The organism is Bradyrhizobium sp. MI1.10 (assembly GCF_055811035.1).
The window spans coordinates 1-17,960 of sequence record NZ_JBVVPN010000064.1; the positions used below are offsets into that span (position 1 = coordinate 1).

Below are 17,960 nucleotides of genomic sequence, written 5' to 3' on the forward strand. Positions count from 1 at the left end.
ATAAGAACCGCCGCCTCCACCTTGGCTTTGTCGCGCGGCTTGCGGGGCCGCGCCGGCATAATGGTGGTGCCGTAATGGGTGGCAAGATCCTGGTAAGTCCGGTTGACGCCTGGCTCGTAGCGGCTCACCACCGTCACCCCGGCCTTCAGATTGTCGCAGACGAGCGCCTTCGGCACTCCGCCCAGGAAGGTGAGCGCATCCACATGGGCGCCGATCCAGTCGGGCAGCGCCTCGCTGAACCGGGCTTGGACGAATGTGTAGTTCGACGCTCCCATGACCGCGACGAAGATCTTGGCGGCGCGCACCTCCCCGGTAAGCCCGTCGAACACCGGCACGGTATCGCCGGCGAAGTCCACGAACAGCTTTTCGCCGGCCGCGTGGGTCTGCCGCATGGTCGCCGTGATGCCGTGGCGCCATTCGACGTAGAGGTCGCAGAACCGGCTGTAGCCGTAGCCGTCGGGATGATGGCCGCGGTATTCCTCCCACAGCAGCGCCAGCGTTACGCTGCGGCGGCGCAACTCGGCATGGACATGCCCCCAATCCGGAAGCGGCTTCGATCGCGGCGGGTTGTAGCCGGCTGGCGCAAACAGCTTGCGCTCCAGTGCTGTGTCGTCGAGCTCCTCCGGTATCGGCCAGGTGATGCCGATCACCGCGGCGCGGCGGACATACTCCGCGATCGCCGTGCGACCGATCCCGACCGATCGGGAGATCACCCGATCGCTCACCCCACAGGCATACTTCAGGCGTAGAACTTCTCGAATCTTCCGCATCGGCAATCTCTCGGCGGGCATCGGACCTCCCATTGCGTGAACCGCAAAAGGAGGGACCTTGCCCCGTTCAGATTGCCGACAACGCCCCCCGTCTCACCCTATCAACAGGGTGGCCGCCTTCGTTCGGATTGGGTGGCCGCTTTCGATCGGAATCGCTGGCCGCCTTCCGTCGGAATCGGTGGCCGCTTTGCCTCGGATTCCGCACCCAATCCCTGCAATCTCAAATGCCCCCCCAACCGGAAAACTGACTCCTGCTCAATCGCTTAGAGCCTTGTTCACGGACGACTAATCACTGAATTCACCTTCGAATCGATCTCGCCATCTCGCGAAGCAGCACTTGATTACAGGACCACCCCCCGTGGTTCCGGTGGCACGCAGGTGTTGATGAATCCCTGTTGCCCGACCCGGCTGCCTCGATCAGAGATCAGCAATCTTCTTGAGTTGGCTTGCTCATAACTGCGCCCGCAAAGTGGACGAGGAGATGATCGTCGGAATGGCGAACATTGTTTCTACACAGTCAGAGCCAGCTTCGCGCAGATGCGGCTCTCTAGCTGTCGAACGCGGAGCATCTAGCCTCTGTCGGGCCACAAGTCGGCTTTTGGGCGGATGACTTGCACCCGCGGTTCGGTCGGCGACATTCAGCTGCGAATCCGCATCAAGCAAGGAATCGCTTCAATGCGCTCGGGCCAAGATGGGATCAGCCAGCCAGCAATGTCTCGACCAAGTTCACCCAATAGCCGATCCCATAAGGCAAAGCTTCATCATTGAAATCATATGCCGGGTTGTGCACACCAGCGGTCGGTCCATTTCCAATGAAAATCATAGCGCCCGGCCGGGCCTCGAGCATGTAGGCAAAGTCCTCGGCCCCCATCCGCGGCTTGAGGTTCTCGTCCACGGAAGCGGACCCGACGAGACTGCGTGCCGCCCTGATCGCCAGATCGGTCTCCTGGGTGTGGTTGAAGGTCACCGGGACGGACCGACGGTATTTAAACTTGATATCCGCGCCAAATCCGTGCGCTATGCCTTGGGCTGCCGCCATGATCTGGCGTTCGGCGAAGTCTCGCAGGTCAGGAACATGAGTTCTGACAGTGCCAGCCATTTCGACGTGATCGGCAATGATGTTGTAGGCGTTAGCGGCATTCAACTTGGTCACGGAGATCACGAGGGAATCGATTGGATTCGTGTTGCGCGAGACCAGAGTTTGCAGGCCAACGATGATCTGTGCCGCAATCACGACTGGATCGATGGTCTCATGCGGCTTGGCCGCATGGCCGCCACGCCCCTTCACGACAATGTCAAAATCGTCCTGCGAAGCCATGATAGGACCACGGCAGATGCTGAACGTGCCGACCTCGGTTCCCGGCGCGTTGTGCATCGCGAAGACTTTGGAGATGGCGAAACGGTCCATAATTCCTTCCTGGACCATTCTTAGCCCGCCCGATGGAAGTTCGACTTCTTCCGCCGGCTGAAAAATCAACGCAACGCACCCCTTGAAATTGCGCGTCTTGGCAAGGTATTTCGCTGCGCCCAACAACATGGCCGTATGGCCGTCATGTCCGCATGCGTGCATTTTGCCAGGTACTTTCGACGACCATGGCTTGCTTGAGGCCTCCAGGATTGGCAAGGCATCCATGTCCGCCCTCAACCCGATCGTGGGACCGTCTCCACCCTCGCCCTGAATCAATGCAACGATACCGGTTTCAGCTATGCCCGTTTCGATGTGATTGATGCCGAAGGAAGCCAGCTTCTCGGTCACGAACCTCGCCGTGTTATGTACCTGAAAGTCGAGCTCGGGATTCTCGTGAAGATAGCGGCGCCACGCGGTTACTTCACGCTCCAGATCGCGGAACTGTTCAACGCTATGCATGTCAGACCTCAACTTACTAATCCATTACGATACGGCGCCAATAGTGTGCGGCGGGGTCTCCGTGCACCACTCCTCGAGCGGCCCCGAGCACTTTCTGCTGCAGTTGCTCGCATTCTGACTTTTTGGAATGGAGAAGGCGGGAAGTAAATCGTAGAAATGTCATGGCTGGGCGTTGCATCTATTGGGCGCGAGCCGTGTTGGCTTCTGCACTCTCGTCCTGAACGCCAACTTGCCACAAACCGCCGAATTGCTTGCTGGTATCCGGCCGCTTGAGGCTTACGGCGACAACTCTGCATGCTTTTCCTTCCGCTGCGGGCTTTCCGTCTCTTTATTTGGCGACCACCGGTATGGTTCGAGAAGCACGAGAAGTGAGTAATTGCGAGCCAGCTTCGGTCACGACAACGACCTCTTCATGCAGCATCAGCTTCGGTGATCCGTCGAAATACGAAGGATAGGAGGTGCTTGGCTCAATATTAATGATCATGCCTGGCTTCAGTATCGTCTTATCGTCCGGTTGAACCGAAGGTAGTTCCGGCATCCATAAACCCATGGAGTGTCCCATTCGCCCGATGTTCGTGGCTTTACCGCGATTGTTTGAGCGATTTAGTACGGCTGACATTGCACTCCAGACACTACAGATCGGAATGCCAGGTTTAGCGGCGGCAATTCCCGCTTCGGTGGCATCCCAAACGACTTGATAGGCATCCTGGGTGTGCGGATCAGGTGCACCGAACGCAAAGTGTCGGTCGAAGTCGCTCCAATAAAAGTCGAATAGACAGCCCGCATCAATAAACAGCAGGTCTCCATCCGACAGAACTTTGTCGCTCGGGACACCGTAGGGCCGCGTATAGCCTCCGTGGCCAGAAACACCAACGATCTTGCTCGTCTTCTCGACACCGCGACTGAAGCATTCGGCCTCGAACAAGCGACACACCTCTCGTTCCGTCATACCCAGACGCAGCTTCGGTGTCAGATTCTCAAACGCCTCTGAAACAAGCCCGCATACAGTTCGAATTCGGTCGACCTCTAACGGAGACTTGATCATTCGCAAGGGAGTGAAAATCGGATCCGATGCATCGACAAACGTCCGAGGTTTGATCGCATCCGCAACACGCAAGAAATCTCCCACAGGGAAGCCAAGCCTACTCTCCGCGCCAAGCTCTACGCCTATTCTGGCGTGCTCTGGCAATAGTTCACGCAATGCTCGGGCAAGTGCTGACACACCCTCATCCTTCGGATTCGGACTAGGCCAGCTCCGGCAATTTTTTACCCAGGTTGTCTCTCTATAAAACTGGTCGATTCCCTCTGGAACGACTGCAACAGCTTCACCAGACGAAAGAATAAGAAGAAATCGCGGCCGAGTGGTCTGCTGCGGCGTCGTGCTAGGCTCACCAACGAAATATCGCAAGTTGTGTTCGGCCGTCACCAGAAGCGCGTCTATAGTATACTCTTTCATCAAACGCCGCGCGCGCTCGACCCGGCCTTCGTATTCGATCCGGGGAAACGGATCGTACGGAATTGTCCTAATCGAACCAAAACCAATAGCGTTCATCGCTTTTCTCCAGAGAAATACGTCAAGCGCTGGGCGACCGATAGTTTACATGCTGGTCCGACAGCACATGACAGCTTTCGCGGGCTCATTCGATATGATTTGAAAGAGCCGCGCGCAGTTTCTTGTGAGAAAGCATCGGGACGCCGAGTTCCTCTCCAAGCAGGCGAGCAACACCTTTGAAAGGAGCCTTCAGCTTATCGTGGTACACGATGCTTTGAATCCCACCCACGATCGAATGCACGCAGGCTCTTAGATCGACCAAACGACTTTCCTGGTCATAGCCGTCCGACACGAGCCAGTGGTTTGGTAGGACGTGACTTGCTGCTATCGGGGGTTCGTCGCGTGACTGCAATATGGCGCTCGTAAAGCTTGGTTCGAAGTGAACGCCACCGATGCAAAGGACGGAGTTTACCGCTTCGTCCATGTGATCGAACGTTCGCAATAGCGCTCGCGCCAGCACCCGAGCGGCAAGTGAATTAGTCCAATCTGCTTTCTCTAAACCCGTTCGAACAAGGGTGCGTTCGGTCTTGAGGGCATCTAGAACGTGACCCGCAACCGGATCCCTTTCGTGATCGACGCAAAAGACGAAGACGGCATGTCTCACTGCGATTCTCCATCGAGTTCAACGCAGATCGAGTGCGTACGAACTCTATCCCCAACTCGGCGCCCGCGTCTTTTGGGCTTCATATGAAAACAGCATGCTATTTGAGCTGAGATCCCAGTTCGTAAGGCGCGAGCAGGCGTTTGAGAGCCGATCAACCCCAGGCCGAACAGTCTCAGAATAGCGCAACGCGCGAGCTGAGTCTTGTGATCGGCTGGCGTCTTTGGCGGAGCAGCGACGGGAAATCGCACAACTTGGAGATCGCCGGAGTTGATCGCCGAATTAGCAGAGAACCTCAGTTCGTCGCGCGCCAAGCAAGACTCAATTCTACTGCCAGACGCGAGAAACGTCGACGCCAGAGCGCTGCAGAACTCTCCGGCCAGCAGAGCAAGGAAGTCAGGGGTGGAGACGTCCATTTTGACTCGACGTTGAAAGAGATGCGTGCCGCGCACAGCGTTGGAGGACCTACATCACCATGTATTTATTAGAGCTGCCCCACGCTCACATTGTGCGTTTTTTTGTGTAGATCGCAGTATTGCTGCGTTCTGTAGCAACAGCTTGTTCAAAACCGGTGAGACATCCAGCGGATATGATCGTCACACGCTAGGCCACCACAGCGATCTTAGCGGCAACCAGCTGGTGATCGGACGGTTGGCCAGCGCAACATTATCGAGCATCGCTTGCACCGCCGATTTTCGAGCTTCAACGATGCGTCTTGGCTTGACATGTAGTGAGTACGTCTGAGATTGTTCTCGTGTCTGACGATGGTGTGCGGGAGAGTGCGATGACCCGACAGGCACATGGCCGCCGACGGAGCACCCCCCCAAGGAAACTCTCAGGCCCAGGACCGCACACCGAGGACAATCTGGAGAGAGGTGCCAGTCGGCACCCACCGAAGGGGACCGTTATCCACTAGGATTGCGGAGAAAGCTCTCAGGCGCACGGACAGATTTGGGGACGGAGTGATGGCGAAAGCCATTTCGCCGTTCGTTCATCCCTGTCTTGGAGCATACGATGAGCACGATCATCATTATCGGATCCGGTATCACCGGAGTTACAACAGCCTATGCCTTGGCCTGCCGCGGCTATTCGGTCACTATCTTTGACCGCCAGCGTTATCCCGCGATGGACACTTCGTTTGCCAATGGCGGTCAATTATCGGCAAGCAATGCCGAAGTCTGGAATAACGCCGCAACGATCGTAAAAGGCTTGAGGTGGATGCTGCGCAAGGACGCACCATTGCTGCTGAACCCAAGCCCCAGTTTTCACAAATATACTTGGCTGGCGGAGTTCGTAGGCCAGATCCGCCATTACCGTCGCAATACGATCGAAACGACAAAGCTGGCGATAGCGGCGCGGCAACATCTGTTTGACCTTGCCGATCGGGAGAGCATCGCTTTCGACTTGGAGCGGCGAGGAATATTACACGTTTATTCGAGTAAGGCCGACTTCGATGCGGCTTCTCGCGTGAACCAGTTGCTGCTGCAGGGTGGATTGGATCGTCGCTCCGTGACGCCCTCCGAAATGCTCGCGATAGAGCCAGCGCTGCGTGACCAGTATTACGGTGGTTTCTTTACCCCATCTGACTCAACGGGCGACATTCACAAGTTCACCCGCGGTCTCGCTGCGGCTTGCGAGCGAAGGGGCGTGCGCTTCGTCTTTGGTGCGGAGATCTGCGGCATGCAAGCCGATCGAGACGGTGTGGTCGTGCGCTGGGAAGAAGGCCCGCTGAGGGAGGAACTTAAAGCTGAAAGAGCGGTGGTCTGCGCTGGGGTCGGCAGCCGACGCATTGCTTCAATGCTGGGGGACAAGATAAACATTTATCCCGTCAAGGGATACTCCATCACGGTCGAGCTCGGGGACGAAGCGAGCCAAAAGGCTGCGCCCCGTGTCAGCCTGCTCGACGAGGCCACCAAGATAGTGACCAGCCGGTTAGGAGAAGATCGCTTCCGCGTCGCGGGGACCGCCGAGTTCAACGGCGAGAACCGCGACATCCGCTGGGACCGAATCAAGCCTCTGGTGCGCTGGGTAGAGCGATCTTTTCCGGATGCGTCCACCGCGCAGGTGGTGCCATGGGCAGGCTTGCGTCCTATGACACCCAGCATGATGCCGAGGGTCGGCCGAGGTAAAAGGCCGAATATCTTCTACAACACGGGTCATGGTCATCTCGGCTGGACATTAGCCGCGGTCACAGCTGAGATGGTCGCGGACGTCATTGCGACAGATGATAGTAAAGTTCGGCTGAGCCGATCCGCGGCCTGATAGGCGTTTAGCCTTATTCAGTTCGACAAAACCATGCTCCCGGCGCCATCAAAGCCGGGGGCATATCGCTTGACTGCGCCACAGCAGGATCTTGCAGTCCTATCATACGAACACGTTACCCTCACCGGCTTAGGACCCGAGAACTTAATTGCTCAGACGAGGATCTCGATGAGCCACTTGGCGCCGTCGACTTCAACAGCCTCCATGTGACGCAACCATCATCCGTATAACCGCTTACGGATTGATGCCAGGCAAGAGAGTTGCGGATCTCTGCATGACCGAGCAGAAAGATATTCCCGGGCAACGAACTTGTCGTCATCGACAAAGAGGCCCATCGCACTCGAGGGCCGACGTCATACCGGCACCGAACGCCAGTGGATCCACGGCAACTCTTATTCTATTTCGCCGCTGTGATCTTCGCGGTGCGTCTGAGTAGCAGGAGCGAGGCCTTTCAAAGATCATTTTGCAAGTCACGCGGCGCATATTTGTTGAAATTGCCGACGGATGGACGATACTGGTGTCGTAATGATGCTTTTCGATGAGATTTCCCCACTTAGAGATGTTTTTCTGCGTCAAGCTACAACTCGTTGCAGAATTTCCTCTCAGGCCCGGAGCCGGTTATGCAATACGACCGAATCGACGCTCACATCCTCGAGATTGTGCAAAAGAATAACCGTTTGACATCCGAGGCGATTGGCGAACTGGCCGGGCTTTCGGCTACCGCGTGTCAACGCAGACTAAAGCGGCTTCGCTCGGACGGCATCATCGAGGCCGACGTTTCCATCGTCTCGGCGAAGGCGGTAGGACGACCTATTCAGATGCTTGTGCTGGTGACCTTGGAGCGCGAGCGCTCGGACATAATTGATCGATTCAAAAAGGCTATCAAATCGTCGGTTGAAGTCGTCAATGGGTTTTACGTTACAGGCGATGCTGATTTTGTCTTGTACATTACCGCACGCACCATGGACGACTATGAGCAGTTCACCCGGCGATTCTTCCGTGAGAACCCTGATATCAAAGGCTTCAAGACGATGGTGGTGATGGACCGGGTAAAAGCCGGCTTTGCTATTCCAATCGAGGCTCCATCCGAGGATTGAAGCGTATCTCGCCAAGCGAATCTGCTTGTCCTCGTTTGTCCATCGCCAGATCAGGTAAGCGCACTGCCGCCGGTACGCTACGAAGCGAGCGCAGACATTTGCGCAAGAGGTGCAATTCCCAACTCGAGCAGCTTCTCACCCAGATTCGCGGCGCTGGTTGTCTATCGCTTGAGCCTTGTGGCGCGAGCGAGCTGACTAACTCGATCGCGGAGGACCTGGCAAACGTTTACCGAATAGAGGTTGGCGCCTTGCCCAGCACACCTCGCGTAGCGCGCTTTTTCATCGCTCAATGCGGGGAAAACGCTGCAAACTGCCATATCGATCTTGTAGTATATCGGTAAGTGAACCTTTTGCAGACCGGTTTAGCGGGCAGGACGTCCGCCTGCATGCCTTCAATGGTTGCTGCCCTTCCACTCTGACGAGACGATGCGAATCTCAAGAAATCGGCGGCGGTTCATCCGCGGCCCGGCTAACGCAGCAGCTCGCTTCCCACAGCCGGCCACGATAAAATCCACTGTTCGGGATCAATACCTATCTCAGAGAATGCAGCCTCTGGCGCCATTAAGTGCGCGCCACAGCTGGCCGAAGCCGCTGGCATGTCGCACGGAGTGACTAGGGACAACACCACAGCGAAAGCTCGGAGCAAGCTTGGCTCTCTTAAGGCTTTTCGCACGCGCATGCGGCACAAATTAAACAGGGCCGCGCACCCGTTCAGCAACCGATTTCGGATCCTCTCTTCAATTCATCGGAGGCAAGGCAGCAAGCGAGATGACTTATTCTCCCAAGTCTCGGACGTTCAGCGCTGAAGGCATCACTGCGCCGTTCCGCCACCTCACTTTCCGGCGCATCTGGTTGGCAAGTCTGCTTGCGAACCTGGGCGCCCTGATTCGGAGCGTCGGCGCGGCGTGGGCGATGACTCAGATGACATCGTCGGCCGACAAAGTTGCGCTAGTCCAGACTGCGTTGTTGCTGCCCGTTATGCTGATCTCGATGCCGGCCGGCGCGATTGCTGACATGTATGACCGTCGCATCGTGATGCTCGTCTCCCTCGGCATCTCGCTCGCTGGTGCGACCGCGCTGACGACACTTGCCTGGCGCGGCCTGATCACGCCGGACCTCTTGCTGCTATTGTGTTTCGTAATCGGCAGCGGCGTGGCTCTGATGGATCCTGCTTGGCAGTCCTCCGTTAGCGAGCAGGTGCCAGCGGAAGCACTTCCAGCGGCGGTCGCGCTGAACAGTATCAGCTACAATATCGCGCGCAGCGTCGGACCGGCGATTGGCGGCATTGTGGTTGTGATAGCGGGCGCAGTAGCTTCCTTCGCGTTGAACGCGTTGCTATATCTGCCGCTGCTTGTTACGCTATTCTTGTGGAAGCGAATTTCCGAGCCCTCGTATCCCCCCCCCGAAAAGCTAAATCGTGCCATCGTTTCGGGGGTGCGCTACATCGCTAATTCGCCCCCGATCAAAATTGTTCTGATCCGCTCCATGATCACGGGCGTGATCGGCGGCGCAATTATCGCACTGATGCCGTTAGTCGCGCGCGATCTCCTCCGAGGCGATGCCCAGACGTACGGGATTACGCTCAGCGCGTTTGGCCTTGGCGCGGTGATCGGAGCACTAAATGTACCCGAAGTGCGGAAGCGCATGAGCGGTGAGGCAGCAATCCGCGCCTGCGCACTGTCGATGGGGGGCGCGCTTGCCGCGGTGGCGTTGAGCCGCGAGCTGGTTTTGACATCGGTCGCTCTTGTCCTTGCAGGGGCTGTGTGGATGATGGCGTGGGCCCTTTTCAACATTGGCGTGCAACTGTCGGCACCGCGCTGGGTCGCAGGACGCTCGCTCGCGGCCTACCAGGCCGCGAGCTCGGGCGGGATTGCCGTCGGTAGCTGGGGCTGGGGTCGCCTGACCGATGCCGCCGGCGTCGAAACGGAACTTTTGTTATCCGCCGTCCTGATGTTGATTTCTCCGCTATTGGGGTTCTGGCTTCGCATGCCTCGCATAAACCCACGAAGCGAGGACGCCGAGGCGCTCGCGCATCCCGAGGTTAGGCTTGCGCTAACCGATCGTAGTGGACCGCTTGTGATAGAAATCGAATATCGCGTGGCACAAGAGAATGCGCGGGCTTTTCACAATGTGATGCAAGACGTGCAGCTGTTCCGGAAACGGAATGGCGCGTATGGCTGGTCGATCGCACGTGATATTGCCGATCCCGAACTGTGGACCGAGCGCTACCATTGCCCGACGTGGCTTGATTATCTACGTCAACGCAACCGATCGACCCACTCCGAACGCGCGCTAGACCGTCAAGCGGCGGCCTTCCACACCGGTCCCGAGCCCGTGCGTATTCGTCGCATGCTAGAACGCCCGTTCGGATCCGTGCGGTGGAAGGACGATGTACCGGATCATTCCGCTAACGAAGTTTTGCTTGGCGACTACAGGCGGAGTCGTACGTAGGAATATCATTTCTGAGGCCGCGCAGCCATGATGATCAGTATGCTCCTGGTGGCGAGCTCACCTCAGGGGATCTGGGAGTGGTCTGCGGGCGCACCGGTCGACGCCATGAGCGCTGCGTCAGGTCTGGAAGTATGCAGATTGGACGGATATACTGGAACAGTGCTCTTTTTTGCAGACTACTAGAGCCGCAAGGTCCTCCTTACTGAACTCATATCGCAAGTTAGTTTCTTGCTTCCGCCGCAGCTCAAGTTTCTCTGAACAATTCATAGACGGTCTAAAAAAAGGGGCCACTCCCGAAGGAGTGGCCCGCCAAGTCAGGGAGGAAAACGCCTCCTAGGGAGGCCTCTGGGATCAGGCCGCGGCCTGATCGATCGGTGAAAACGGCAAGCCGAGACTTTCAGCCACAGCCTTATAAGTCAGCCGGCCTCGGTAGACATTGAGACCTGCGCGCAGATGCGGATCTTCGAGCACGGCTGCAAATCCCTTGTTGGCGAGAGCCAACCCAAATGGAAGAGTCGCGTTATTCAGTGCCTGGCTCGAGGTGAGCGGAACAGCTCCCGGCATATTGGCGACGCAATAATGGATGACGCCATCAACTTCGTAGGTTGGATCAGCGTGCGTAGTCGGACGCGATGTCTCGAAACATCCGCCCTGATCGATTACGACATCCACGATCACCGAGCCTCTGCGCATCGAGCTCAACATGCCCCGGCTGACAAGTTTCGGCGCGCTCGCGCCGGGGACAAGCACGGCGCCAATGACAGCATCCGCCGCAAATACCTCCTGCTCGAGGGCGTCTATTGTCGAAAACCTGGTACGAACGCGGCCTTCGAACAGTTCATCCAGTTCACGAAGTCGGGAAATCGAACGGTCAAGAATCGTGACCTCCGCACCCAAACCCACCGCCATCCGTGCCGCATGCGTACCGACCACGCCACCGCCTATCACCACGATGCGGGCCGGGGGGACACCTGGTACGCCACCAATCAACAATCCCCGTCCGCCGACGTGGCGCCTGAGGGCGCTACCTGCCGCTTCGATGGCAAGCCTACCTGCAACCTCGCTCATCGGTGCAAGCAGAGGAAGTCCGCCGCGCGCATCAGTCACGGTTTCGTAGGCGATTGCCGTGCACCCCGACTTGAGGAGACCCTTCGCCTGCTCGGGATCCGGTGCCAAATGCAGGTATGTGAATAGAATTTGGTTCTCTCGTAGCTGGGTCCATTCGGAAGGCTGAGGTTCCTTGACCTTCACGATCATCTCGCTAGATGAGAACACCTCCCGAGCGGAGCCCACGATCGTTGCGCCCGCCTTGCGATAGTTCTCATCCGTTGCGCCAATGCCAGCGCCAGCGTTCGTTTCGATGAGCACGCTGTGACCGGCGGCCACGTATTCGCGGGCGGCTCCCGGCGTAAGGCCCACGCGGTATTCGTGGGTCTTGATTTCCTTGGGAACACCGATCTTCATTTGCGATCTCCTTGAGACTGCTTTTAATCGAAAGAGCAGTACAAGCTGCGACGTAAATGGCCAAACCTTGCGGAAATTCACCATCGTTTTCCGTAATCATGCAGGATTCCAAACGGATCAAAGTTTGAGATCTAGAGGAAGCCTCTAGCCCCACAATTCGCAAAGACCGTAGAATGGAATCCGCCCAGCCCCGGCTTGTCGAGGTTGCAGCTGACCTGGGACCAGCATACTTGGACGCAAGTTTCCCGAGCAGCCCGCTCAGAACACTTTCGATTCGCCTTATCAATCACCGAGGACACCGTGTGGTCACCCGCGCTGCATCGAGCCTTTCAAAAACTCGCCGACCGGCTCGCCGAAAGCACAGATCGTGACTCTGCCCAGCAGGGGATGGCAGATATCGCCGAGGCGCTGAATCTATCTTGCTTCGCCTATCTTGCGCTCTCCCGCAAACCGGGTGGGCGCCCGAACCTAATCTCGACATACCCACAATCGTGGACAGCACACTACCTTCGACACAAGTACGAATCTGTTGATCCCGTGGTGCGTCGGGCGATTCGAGATAGTCAGCCTTTTCAATGGGGGCTGGAATTTGGCCCGCCCATCCGATCGGAACGGGAGCGCGACTTATTTGAAGAGGCTGCTAAATTCGGCATCCGTTATGGATTCACACTTCCAATCCACGATGACAACGGTCCGCTCGCCGCGCTGAGCTTTGCGACCGACGACCGTCGCACCAATTTTGAGCGCTCGGTACTCAAACATGCCCAGAACCTGCGACTAATCGCGACGTTCTTCCATGCACATGCAAGGCGTTTCTGGACCGCCGATCGCATGGTCGGCGGTGTGGTGCTGTCTCCCCGAGAGCTCGAATGCCTTGAATGGTCTTCGCGCGGCAAATCTGCTGGCGACATCGGGATTATTCTCGGCATGTCCGAGCGTACCGCGTGCTTTCACCTGGATAACGCCCGAGCGAAGCTCGGCGTTGGCTCGCTTCGTCAAGCCGTCGTCCTATTGACCGAGGCAAAGTTTCGAAGATAGAGCGCCGCCTCGCCATAGACACCTGTGTGACTGCACAGGATGCGCTAGCTTCGACTTCTCTGCTTTGTTTGACGAGCAAAGCAGGGAGGCAAGAATGATGCAGCTCATCACCCCAGATTATTACGGCGAGTTCCTCGATGATCTCGCCGAGATGCATCGACTGAGGTATCGTGTTTTCAAACAGCGCCTGGATTGGGACGTCGGGGTCAGCGGCGACATGGAGGTCGACGAGTTTGATGTCCTTCGGCCGGTGCACCTACTGAACCGCTCAAGCAATGCATGTCTTCAGGGTTGCGTCCGGCTTCTGCCTTCAACCGGCCCAACCATGTTGAGAGACACCTTCCCAATCCTTCTGGACGGGCAGCCGGCGCCACGAGGCGATCGGATCTGGGAGAGCAGCCGATTTGCGCTCGATGTTCCGTCGGATGCACCGAAGGCTAAGGGCGGACTTGCTGCTGCCACTTACGAGCTGTTTGCGGGCATGATTGAGTTCAGCCTTTCCATCGAGTTGACCGAAATCGTCACTGTCACCGACGCCCGGATGGAGCGCATTCTTCGGCGCGCAGGCTGGCCCCTCCGCCCGATCGGAAAAGCTCGTCCTCTCGGAAACACCACGGCCATTGCTGGATACCTCGAGGTCTCGCCCGATGCGTTGCATCGCATCCGCAAAGCGGGACACATCTCAGGTCCGGTGCTCTGGGCGCCAGTCATCCGAGCGGCCGCCTAGGATCTGGAAGCAAGTACAATCGGGGCATCGCTGCACATTGGAGCGGAAAACCCATCTGCTTAAGACTTACGATGCACAGACCACGTCGATCAAGACCCTCCCTTCAAGCCAGCAAGGCAATCGAGCTGAAACACCTGAGATCGGCTGTTGCTGCGGCCGATTGCGGCAGCTTCCGCGGAGCCGCGGAGTTGTTGAAGTCGCAACAATCGAGTCTCAGCCGAAGAATCGATGAAATCGAGCACCACTTGGGCATCGCAATCTTCGAGCGCTATAGCGGAGGCGTGCGACCGACGCAGGCCGGCCGCGACGTGCTTCGCCTGGCAAGGAGCATTCTGGAAGAATTCGACGCGCTGCTCGCCACCGCGATATCTGTCCATAACAGCGAAACCGGCCGTCTGACCGTCGGCTTCTGCACCTCACTTTCGGCAGGCAATCTGCAAACGTCGCTACTCGCGTTCAAAGAGCGATTCCCGCAGATCGAACTTGTGACGGTCGAACGATCACGGACGCGTTTGGCCGCGGCGCTTCGAAACGGCGCGCTGGATGTGCTGATCGTGACAGGGAGGCTCCCATTGTTGAACACCGAAGAAATGCCGCTTTGGAGCGAGCGTGTTCTGGTGGCCTTGCCCCATGATCATCCGCTCGCCATGCGAGAGACTGTGTGCTGGGCTGACCTGCGGGACGAGACAGTGCTACTCAGCCATTATGACCCGGGAAAGGAGCTCGAAGATCTTCTGATTTCCAAGCTCCTCTCGCCTGAGGAGCGCCCTAAGATCAAGCGTCACGACGTCAGTCCTGGCATCATCAAGAGCCTAATCAGCATGAACACGGGAATAAGCCTGGTGCTCGAGTCGGATATGGGGGCAAATATTGCGGGCCTTGTGTACCGAGAGCTACGCGATGGCGCGGGGCCCAGCCGCTTCGACTTTTCGGCCTCTTGGCGCCCCGACAATGAAAACCCGGCCCTGCGGGAATTCCTGAAGCTGCTCACAGCGCGCTACCGTTCGCCTCCGATTGGAGGCTGACGAGCTCGGCGAGCTTTCCGAAAGCTCCTGTCGGCAGCCATGAACCGCGCCAGCATCGGTGCAATGAGTTTCGATGGATCCTGGATTGGCTGGCCAGTCTCCTGGGCGAGGATTTCAGCGTATGACACGAGATCGCGGTGCACGCTCGCAGGTAGTTCGTGTGTCACCTTGATGGGCTTATCGTCTTCTAAGGCTCCGAGTTTGAGTTTTGACATCGTCCTCATCCTCTGTACGGTTCGAGCACCAGGTCACGGTTGACGATCACCCGCAGGGGAAATCCCGGACGAATCGTCAAGGTCGGCTGGATGTTGAGATTGCGGCGGACCACCTGCTGGCCCGTCTGGTTCATCGAGTCCCCCGCCCCGCGGCGGAGCGCAGCGATGAGGTCGCTGTTGGTACTACCCGTATCCGATCCGGAATTCACTTCGGTGCCGACGGCGAGCAGCGTCGACAGCGCAGCGGCCCCCAACAGCTCTTTCCAATGGTTGTCGACCTCATCCTCAAGCCCAGAGTAGCCCGCGACGTCCGCGCCCGGCTGCCGCTCCAGGACGATCGACCGTCCATTTGGCATGATGAGGCGCGTCCACACCAGGAGCACGCGCGATTGGCCAAATGCGACTTGGCTATCATACGTCCCGATCAGCCGGGCTCCTTGCGGAATAAGGCGAGCTCGCCCAGTAGGGGAATCGTATACCGCTTCTGTGACTTGGGCGGTAATCTGCCCAGGCAGGTCGGACCGAATGCCCGTGATAAGAGCGGCCGGAATGACCGTTCCCGCCTGGACCACAAAGGGAGAGACCGGTCTTGCCAGGCGATCGGGGCTGGTGGTTCGACGGTCAACGGAAGCACTGACGAACGCAAGTTTTCGATCCTGGCCATTCTGGGCAAATGCTTCGTCAGATGATGGCGCTGCATTTGATGGGGCTTCACTTGGCGATGTGACAGGGGCCTGTGCGCGGACGTTCGTGCTGGCAAACACCTTGCTGGTGCGTGCCGCCTCGCTCTCCTGATTGACGCGCTGCTGTTCAGCGTCAACACCGAGCGGGCTGGACGTCGAAGAGCCCTGTGCTGCGACGATCGGCCGGCCAAGATCGCCGGGTAAAGGTGGTCCAAGGCGCGGCACCTCCTTCGGGATCTCAGCATAATCCTTCGGCAAGGTTGCGAGCTGATCAGCGACATTGTGGTGGTCGGTCGCGTACAGCTCCTCGGCGGCCGGCGAGCGCGATCGCTTCTCCTGCAGAGCCCAGAAGACCGCACCAGAGATGAGCACCAGCAAAAGGGCGCTGCCGCCCGCAAGCACCTTGCGCGATAGGCGCGTAACTTGCGGCCGATCTGGCCGGAGCCGAAGGGTTTCGGCGATATCTTCCGGCGGCTTAACCCGAGGAGCGTCCTTGGGCGTGTCATTCGGCTGGCCAGTCTCTGTCACAGCGACCTCCCGTCGGTTCGGAGGATCCTGACCTTCTGCTGGTGCTCCTCGCCTAGCCTCAGTTCCGCGGCCGCGAACAGCCGGTCGACGATCAGCACATTGCCGTAAGCGCGATAGTTGACGAGCTCGGTCTTGCCGTCAGGCCCGATCACGAGCAGCGGCGGCATCTCGCCCTGACCGACGCCGGGCGAAAACTCGATGTAGACCTTACGCCCATCGTCATAGGCATTGACAGGACGCCAGGGCGGGCTGTCTCCCTCGATGGCGTAGCGGTAACGGCGCAGCGCCTGATCCGGGATGACGGGTGTGGGCGGCAGAGCTCGACCACGCGCGGTCCGATCCTCCGGATAGAACCACGCGACCTGTGGCATGTAGGGCTTTTCCCGGGAGCGCAGTTCCATCAGGTAAGTGCGGCGATCCGTGTTAACGACGAGATTGGTCTCTATCGCGGGACGTGTCGGCTTCACCATGATGTGCACACGTCGCGTTTCGCCGCTGCCGCTCTCGGTGTCGCCGACCACCCAGCGAGCGGTGTCACCGGCGGCGACCGGCCCCGAGCCGATCAGCTGCTCGCCGGGCTCCAGCGCAATGTCCGTGATCTGCCCCGGCGCGGCATAAATTTGGTAAAGAGCGCCCGGACTATACGAAAACACCTGCACCGCATTGAAGTAGCCAGCCTTTCGCGGCTGTACACGTGCGGCGTCATTCGCGGTCTCAATCCGTTCAATTGGCTCCTTGGCTTCCGCGTTCTTGCCGCCGCGCGCCGCCTTCCAGGTCGGTGGGACATGCAGCGGGCGCGGCCGATCGTCGGCAAGCGCCGGCAGATCTGGAGCGGGCGGGACATCGCTATCGTAACTGATTTGCGGCGGCTTGAACGTGGTGCAACCGCCAAGGGGGGACACACCAATAACAAGAGCCAGGGCCAGGCTCGGGCGGACCCTCTGTGACGCAATAACGAAACGTGACGGCATGACTAGCCCAGCTCCTTCGACCAGTTGATGGCGTTGACGTAGATGCCAAGTGGATTCTTCCGCAGCCGATCCAGATCGCGAGGCATCTCCACGATGATGCTGACGATCGCGCTCCACCGCTCGGTTGCAGCAAGCTGGCCGTTGTCGTAGCGGCGCTCGATCCAGGCGAGGCGAAAGCTCTCAGGGGATGCCCGGATGACGCTCGAGACCTCGATCGCCACTTGCGTCTTGCTGAGCTTGGCGAACGGATCGTTATTGCGGGCGTAGTCATTCAGTGCGGCCGCACCGCGATCGGTTGTAAAGTCGTAGGCGCGCAGCCAGTTTTCGCGAAGGACGATGGCGTCCATCGGCAGGCCACGCACATGCTCGATGAAGCGCGCCAGGTGAAAGGCTACTTGCGGATCGGTCGGTTGATAGCTGGCGTTTGCCGGAGCAACGGCTTTGGCTTCCCCCAACTGATCGACCTCGACCACCCAGGGCGTGATCGTTCCGTGGGCGGATTGCCAGACCAGGGCGCCGGCGAAACCAGCGGATAAGAAGAGGCAGCCAAAGGCCATCAGGCGCCAATTCCTGGCCTGCACGCGCGCAGATCCAATGCGATCATCCCAGACCTGGGCTGCGCGTTGATAGGGAGTGACGGGCTCCGGCGTGCGGCCATAGTGAACAGCCGATCGTTTGAACATTGCTTGACCTCGGGAGATGGCAGGGA

Annotated in this window: 15 protein-coding genes and 2 riboswitches; of the genes, 6 read left to right on the plus strand and 9 right to left on the minus strand. The window is 58.4% G+C overall.

The features are described from left to right. From istA to AC0L3K_RS36745, 4 genes are all read right to left on the minus strand, one after another. Window positions 1-770: IS21 family transposase (istA, locus tag AC0L3K_RS36730; RefSeq protein ID WP_473367884.1), on the minus strand; the 770-nt coding region annotated here is incomplete at its 3' end. Window positions 771-1,467: 697 nt separating this feature from the next. Further along, a complete protein-coding gene (locus tag AC0L3K_RS36735) occupies window positions 1,468-2,637 on the minus strand; it encodes a M20 aminoacylase family protein (RefSeq protein ID WP_473367885.1) in 1,170 nt (389 codons plus the stop codon). 328 nt (window positions 2,638-2,965) lie between these two features. Next, window positions 2,966-4,189 carry a M24 family metallopeptidase gene (locus AC0L3K_RS36740; RefSeq protein ID WP_473367886.1) on the minus strand — a complete coding sequence of 408 codons (1,224 nt, stop codon included), beginning with the start codon at window positions 4,187-4,189 and terminating at the stop codon, window positions 2,966-2,968. An 85-nt stretch (window positions 4,190-4,274) separates the two neighbouring features. Continuing rightward, window positions 4,275-4,793 (minus strand): D-aminoacyl-tRNA deacylase, encoded by a 519-nt coding sequence (locus AC0L3K_RS36745; RefSeq protein ID WP_473367887.1) that lies wholly within the window; start codon window positions 4,791-4,793, stop codon window positions 4,275-4,277. A gap of 759 nt (window positions 4,794-5,552) precedes the next feature. Continuing rightward, window positions 5,553-5,650, plus strand: a riboswitch (glycine riboswitch). A gap of 2 nt (window positions 5,651-5,652) precedes the next feature. Further along, a riboswitch (glycine riboswitch) is annotated at window positions 5,653-5,742 on the plus strand. Between the two features lie 62 nt (window positions 5,743-5,804). Between AC0L3K_RS36745 and AC0L3K_RS36750 the strand changes: the two genes are divergently transcribed. The 3 genes from AC0L3K_RS36750 to AC0L3K_RS36760 all read left to right on the plus strand — a co-directional run bounded on the left by AC0L3K_RS36750 (window position 5,805) and on the right by AC0L3K_RS36760 (window position 10,600). Beyond that, on the plus strand, window positions 5,805-7,052 hold the full coding sequence (locus AC0L3K_RS36750) for a D-amino acid dehydrogenase (RefSeq protein ID WP_473367888.1): 1,248 nt from the start codon (window positions 5,805-5,807) through the stop codon (window positions 7,050-7,052). Between the two features lie 620 nt (window positions 7,053-7,672). After that, a complete protein-coding gene (locus tag AC0L3K_RS36755; protein ID WP_279691997.1) occupies window positions 7,673-8,149 on the plus strand; it encodes an Lrp/AsnC family transcriptional regulator in 477 nt (158 codons plus the stop codon). Between the two features lie 768 nt (window positions 8,150-8,917). Then, window positions 8,918-10,600: an MFS transporter gene (locus tag AC0L3K_RS36760; RefSeq protein WP_473367889.1), complete on the plus strand. Its 1,683-nt coding sequence runs from the start codon at window positions 8,918-8,920 to the stop codon at window positions 10,598-10,600. Window positions 10,601-10,951: 351 nt separating this feature from the next. Here AC0L3K_RS36760 and ald read toward each other — a convergent pair whose 3' ends face one another. After that, the gene (gene ald, locus AC0L3K_RS36765; protein ID WP_473367890.1) at window positions 10,952-12,064 is read right to left on the minus strand and encodes an alanine dehydrogenase; all 1,113 of its coding nucleotides are present in this window, start codon (window positions 12,062-12,064) and stop codon (window positions 10,952-10,954) included. A 315-nt stretch (window positions 12,065-12,379) separates the two neighbouring features. Here ald and AC0L3K_RS36770 point away from each other — a divergent pair, with 315 nt between their 5' ends. From AC0L3K_RS36770 to AC0L3K_RS36780, 3 genes are all read left to right on the plus strand, one after another. Continuing rightward, window positions 12,380-13,102 (plus strand): helix-turn-helix transcriptional regulator, encoded by a 723-nt coding sequence (locus AC0L3K_RS36770; RefSeq protein ID WP_473367908.1) that lies wholly within the window; start codon window positions 12,380-12,382, stop codon window positions 13,100-13,102. A gap of 94 nt (window positions 13,103-13,196) precedes the next feature. Further along, window positions 13,197-13,829: an acyl-homoserine-lactone synthase gene (locus tag AC0L3K_RS36775; RefSeq protein WP_473367891.1), complete on the plus strand. Its 633-nt coding sequence runs from the start codon at window positions 13,197-13,199 to the stop codon at window positions 13,827-13,829. Between the two features lie 71 nt (window positions 13,830-13,900). Next, window positions 13,901-14,854: a LysR family transcriptional regulator gene (locus AC0L3K_RS36780; RefSeq protein ID WP_473367892.1), complete on the plus strand. Its 954-nt coding sequence runs from the start codon at window positions 13,901-13,903 to the stop codon at window positions 14,852-14,854. On the opposite strand, the gene AC0L3K_RS36785 is transcribed toward AC0L3K_RS36780, so the two are convergent. The 4 genes from AC0L3K_RS36785 to trbF are packed head-to-tail and all read right to left on the minus strand — an operon-like array spanning window position 14,827 to window position 17,934. Next, complete coding sequence (locus AC0L3K_RS36785; RefSeq protein WP_085348649.1) at window positions 14,827-15,069, minus strand: DUF2274 domain-containing protein; 243 nt, start codon at window positions 15,067-15,069, stop codon at window positions 14,827-14,829. The genes AC0L3K_RS36780 and AC0L3K_RS36785 overlap by 28 nt on opposite strands. Before the next feature lie 5 nt (window positions 15,070-15,074). Further along, window positions 15,075-16,280: a TraB/TrbI/VirB10 family type IV secretion system protein gene (locus AC0L3K_RS36790; RefSeq protein ID WP_473367893.1), complete on the minus strand. Its 1,206-nt coding sequence runs from the start codon at window positions 16,278-16,280 to the stop codon at window positions 15,075-15,077. Beyond that, a complete protein-coding gene (trbG, locus tag AC0L3K_RS36795) occupies window positions 16,277-17,251 on the minus strand; it encodes a P-type conjugative transfer protein TrbG (protein WP_473367894.1) in 975 nt (324 codons plus the stop codon). The genes AC0L3K_RS36790 and trbG overlap by 4 nt, the downstream gene beginning before the upstream one ends. A 2-nt stretch (window positions 17,252-17,253) precedes the next feature. After that, window positions 17,254-17,934, minus strand: coding sequence for a conjugal transfer protein TrbF (trbF, locus tag AC0L3K_RS36800; RefSeq protein ID WP_473367895.1), 681 nt, complete (start codon window positions 17,932-17,934; stop codon window positions 17,254-17,256). Window positions 17,935-17,960 lie beyond the last annotated feature (26 nt).